Origin of the sequence: Kamptonema animale CS-326, from assembly GCF_028330895.1 — a bacterium.
Taxonomy (GTDB): domain Bacteria; phylum Cyanobacteriota; class Cyanobacteriia; order Cyanobacteriales; family Microcoleaceae; genus Kamptonema; species Kamptonema formosum.
In genome coordinates this window covers 1-3,685 of the sequence record NZ_JAQMUA010000033.1, presented here as the reverse complement: position 1 = coordinate 3,685, position 3,685 = coordinate 1, and the positions used below count along the sequence as shown (strand labels likewise).

General features: G+C 45.1%; 2 protein-coding genes. Both read right to left on the bottom strand.

Features of this window, described 5'->3' with window-relative positions; genetic code table 11:
- Positions 1 to 303: 303 nt before the first annotated feature.
- Entirely contained in the window at positions 304 to 1,611 is a 1,308-nt protein-coding gene (locus tag PN499_RS02380) for a transposase (protein WP_465249958.1), read from the bottom strand.
- A gap of 187 nt (positions 1,612 to 1,798) precedes the next feature.
- Positions 1,799 to 3,685, bottom strand: a 1,887-nt coding sequence (locus tag PN499_RS02375) for an AAA family ATPase (protein ID WP_272030076.1), incomplete at its 5' end; no start/stop codon positions are given.

The following is a 3,685-nucleotide window of genomic DNA, read 5'->3' as shown; positions in this document are numbered from 1 at the left end:
TAAGTGGATCTGATAAAATGAGGGTAACATTATGTTTTTCGATAGGCAAGCGTGTAACAATTTGGCTGCCTATCTTTTTTTACCACAACTCGGCTCAATCTTTACCCCATAAGCCTTTGGGCCGGATTGTCACCCCCCCAGTGTTGGTTGTTAGTTGTTAATTGATATTTTCGATTGTGAGAAAACTCTATCAACCTCATTAGTCCGCGCAGGCGGACTTTGTTTGTGTAGCCGCGATTTCAAGAGACTGTTGGCGAATTAAAAAAGGGTGAAACCAAACATCCCATAATCATGGCAAAAGAACTATGATGAGCCCGAAGTAAAAAGAGCAGAAAAATTAGAGACACGGGTCAAGCCAATCGGAATGTTACGCCAAAACGCCCACATTCTTGAAAGATTCATCGCAGCAGCAGTCACAATATGTTGTAGACGAGTTTTGGCAAGACCCATGTAACGAGCCCCGCGCAAACCGAAAACACGAATTCCTTGAGAGAGCGAACTTTCAACACCAGCCCGTAGGGCATAACGCTGCTTAAACTCCTGGGTATGTTGTCTCGCCCTACCCTTAGCTAGAGCTTCATACAGAGGTTGAGGTTTCAGAGTCAGAACACGAGCCCCGGCCGGCGAATGAGTACATTGAGAGCGAACAGGACAAGCGGCGCAATCGGGCCGACGAAAGCGGACTTGAATCACGGGATTGCCATAGTGATCCGAGCGTTGATGCCAGGATTGGCTGATGTGGCCCTGCGGACAATTCGCATGGCGATGCTCCCAATCAATGGTAAAGCAAGAAAGCTCAAAGCCCAACTTGGCTTTTTCTTGCCAACTTGAGTCAGAGGGTACAGGGCCAAGGAGTTCAATACCTAATTGAGTCTCACTGGCGAGCAAGTGTTGAGCATCAACATAAGCAGTATCGACAATATGTTCTTGTGGTAACAGGTGTTTATCAGCTAAAGCTTGATGAATCACCTGAGTCATTTCGACATCTCCGATGGTGGCGGGTGTCGTTTCCACATTAGTAATTAAATGAGGTAAATCTCGATCGCAAGTTTCTGTAAGATGTACTGTATAACCTGTCCAATTAGTATCTCTTTTTGTCCGATTGCGTGCATCGATAACAGTGGCTAGCTGATTTAAGGCGTGACGCAAAGTTTCTCCCACGCATTCTAGACGGTTCATTTTGCGGATGGCTCCGATGACATGGGTTGAGTCAGTTCTAGCTTTTCCCCTGGCTTTGAGCCATCCCCTATCTTGAAAATGTGCTAGCATTTTATCAAGTAATTGCCTTTCACGTCCCGCAGCAATTAATCGACTTCTCCATTCACTTAAAACTGAATAATCAAAACCGCTATCAGTAATTTCTAATCCCAAAGCATATTTCCAATCTATACGACTTCTCACCGCTTCTGCCGCTTGTCGGTCAGTCAATCCCTCCGCAAATTGCATCACACTGACTAATGCTAATAGCCCTGGAGATAAAGCACTTTGACCCCAGTCAGCTCGAAACAAAGTTATAAAGTCACTATCTAAGTACAAGACTCCGAGTTCGTCGCGCATTTTCATATATGGATTTCCTTTGGGAAAGGATGTTCGTGCAACAGTTGCTGTCATTTCTGGAATTGACGACCAGTCGCGGGGATGAAGAGTCATAATAAATTATTTAATATGCTGCGTGATTACACAATCATTCTGCCTATTCAGGACGGCGATGTATGATGGGTGAAACCCCTCATACATTCGCCAACAGTCTCTTTCAATCGCCCGGTATTTTATTGGCTATTTTGGCTATTTTGTCTTTCTATCCGCGCTTCAAACCCTTGATAAACCAGCGGCGAATTGCCTCAACTTGAAAGCGATATCCTTCGCCCACTTCCTCTATTAATTCCCGCCGTAATAACAATTCAATAATATTATCTAAATTATCAGCAAAATTATCAACAAACTGACGCGATAAAACCTCTCGGCTAACGATAACACCTTCCCCCTGTGCAGCGATGAAACATAAGACAGCTAAACCAGCAGCATCTACTTGATTACTTTGAAAATCGGCAAAAAAGAAACTACCACTATCTAAAGCTTTAGGTATTGCTGCTTCCACATCGGCTAAATTTGCCAAGCGCCGCACCGAGGGGTCTTGCTCATTTTTAAGGTAAATAATTTCAGCGCAAAGCAATTGTACCAGAAACGGGTGACAGCGAGTAAGTTGCAGCACTCGCTCAACAGCATCCGGTTCATAACGTAGGGTAAAATCTTTTACGGGTTGCTCAATTAAATGACGCGCTTCGTGTTCTTTCAGATAGCTGATATGTAATACTTGGACATTGATTAAATAACTAGCCCAACGCTGAAACTCCTCGATAGTATGACTACCAGCTAATAGCAATTTGAAGCGCGGCCGATGTTGGATGAGGTGACGCAACATTCCTAAAACATCTTGTTCGTCAAAGCGTCCTTTGTTGATAGCAGCATCTAGCGCCTCAAACTCATCGAAGGAAAGTAAGGCAATATTTTGGTCTAGGGTTTGTTCGACTTTATCCAGCCATTCATCAAAATAGGTGGAAGGGTCAGCAGCTAAAGTTTCACGGGTAAGAGGTGGGAGATTAAAACCACTTTGACGTTGTGCTGATTCTATCATTGCTCTGGCGATATTGTAGAGAAAACCTGCATAGTCACTGGCGGAAGAAACTGGCCCTTGCAAGTCTACAAACATGGGGATAATGCTATTGGGTAGCAAGCGTCCCAGGTTATTGAGGAGGGAGGTTTTGCCCATGCGTCGCTGACCGTAGAGTAGCAAAGGTGGACGGCGGCGGTCTAATATTAATTGTTCGATGCGAGTACCGATGTCTGTGCGTCCGCTAAAGATTTCTTGTTGTTCGTTGAGAGGTACGCCGATGATATAGGGGTTATCAATTTCTTGGCGAAGTTCGACTGTTTCAACTAATTCTTGTATATGGTTGGTCACTATTCCAAACCATTGGGTAGCGATGGGGTAAAATCGCACGGAATATTTATCGCTGCTGCTGGTTAATTCTCGAATAAATCTGTTTAATCTTTCTGCTACTATACTGAGGGCTAAACGCTGGTTGTAAACACTTCCCTGGTTGATGGCTGCATCTACATCTTGGCTGATATGACTAAAGCTACTGAGTAGGGTTTTGACGGGGCTATTTAGTTCGCCAACTGCTATTTTAAGGTGAGTGTTACTGATGGCTTTTACATCTGCACATTTTTCTAAGTATCTGGCATCTAATTCTATTTGTACGGCTTGTGCAGCCCAACGTTGACGACTGGTACTTAGGTAATTAAGGGCGGCTTTTCCTTCCTCTGGGTTACGTTCTATAATTAGGAGAACGTGCTGGTCTAAGTTATGCAGAGGTAGGCGTTGCCATTCATTCCAAAAAGCGGAATGATAGCGTAAGAGACTGGGTTTACTACTGTTGCGTAGTTGGTCTAGTCGATAGATCAGAGTATGAAATACTGTGAGGAAGGGATAGAGTAGGACTGGTAGCCAGAGGTTTATCGTTCCTCCTACGCCCAACGCAACGCCCACTGCAACACCAAACGCAATGCCCCTCGTAGCGCCCACTGCAACGCCCAATGTAACGCCCACTGCAACACCGAAGGTAACACCAAACGCAACGCCCATCGCAACTGCCCCCGCAACGCCCCCTGCAACGCCCCCTGC

Coding starts and splice junctions, on each gene's coding strand:
- PN499_RS02380 (WP_465249958.1), bottom strand. CDS start 1,611: ATGACAGCAACTGTTGCACGAACATCCTTTCCCAAAGGAAATCCATAT.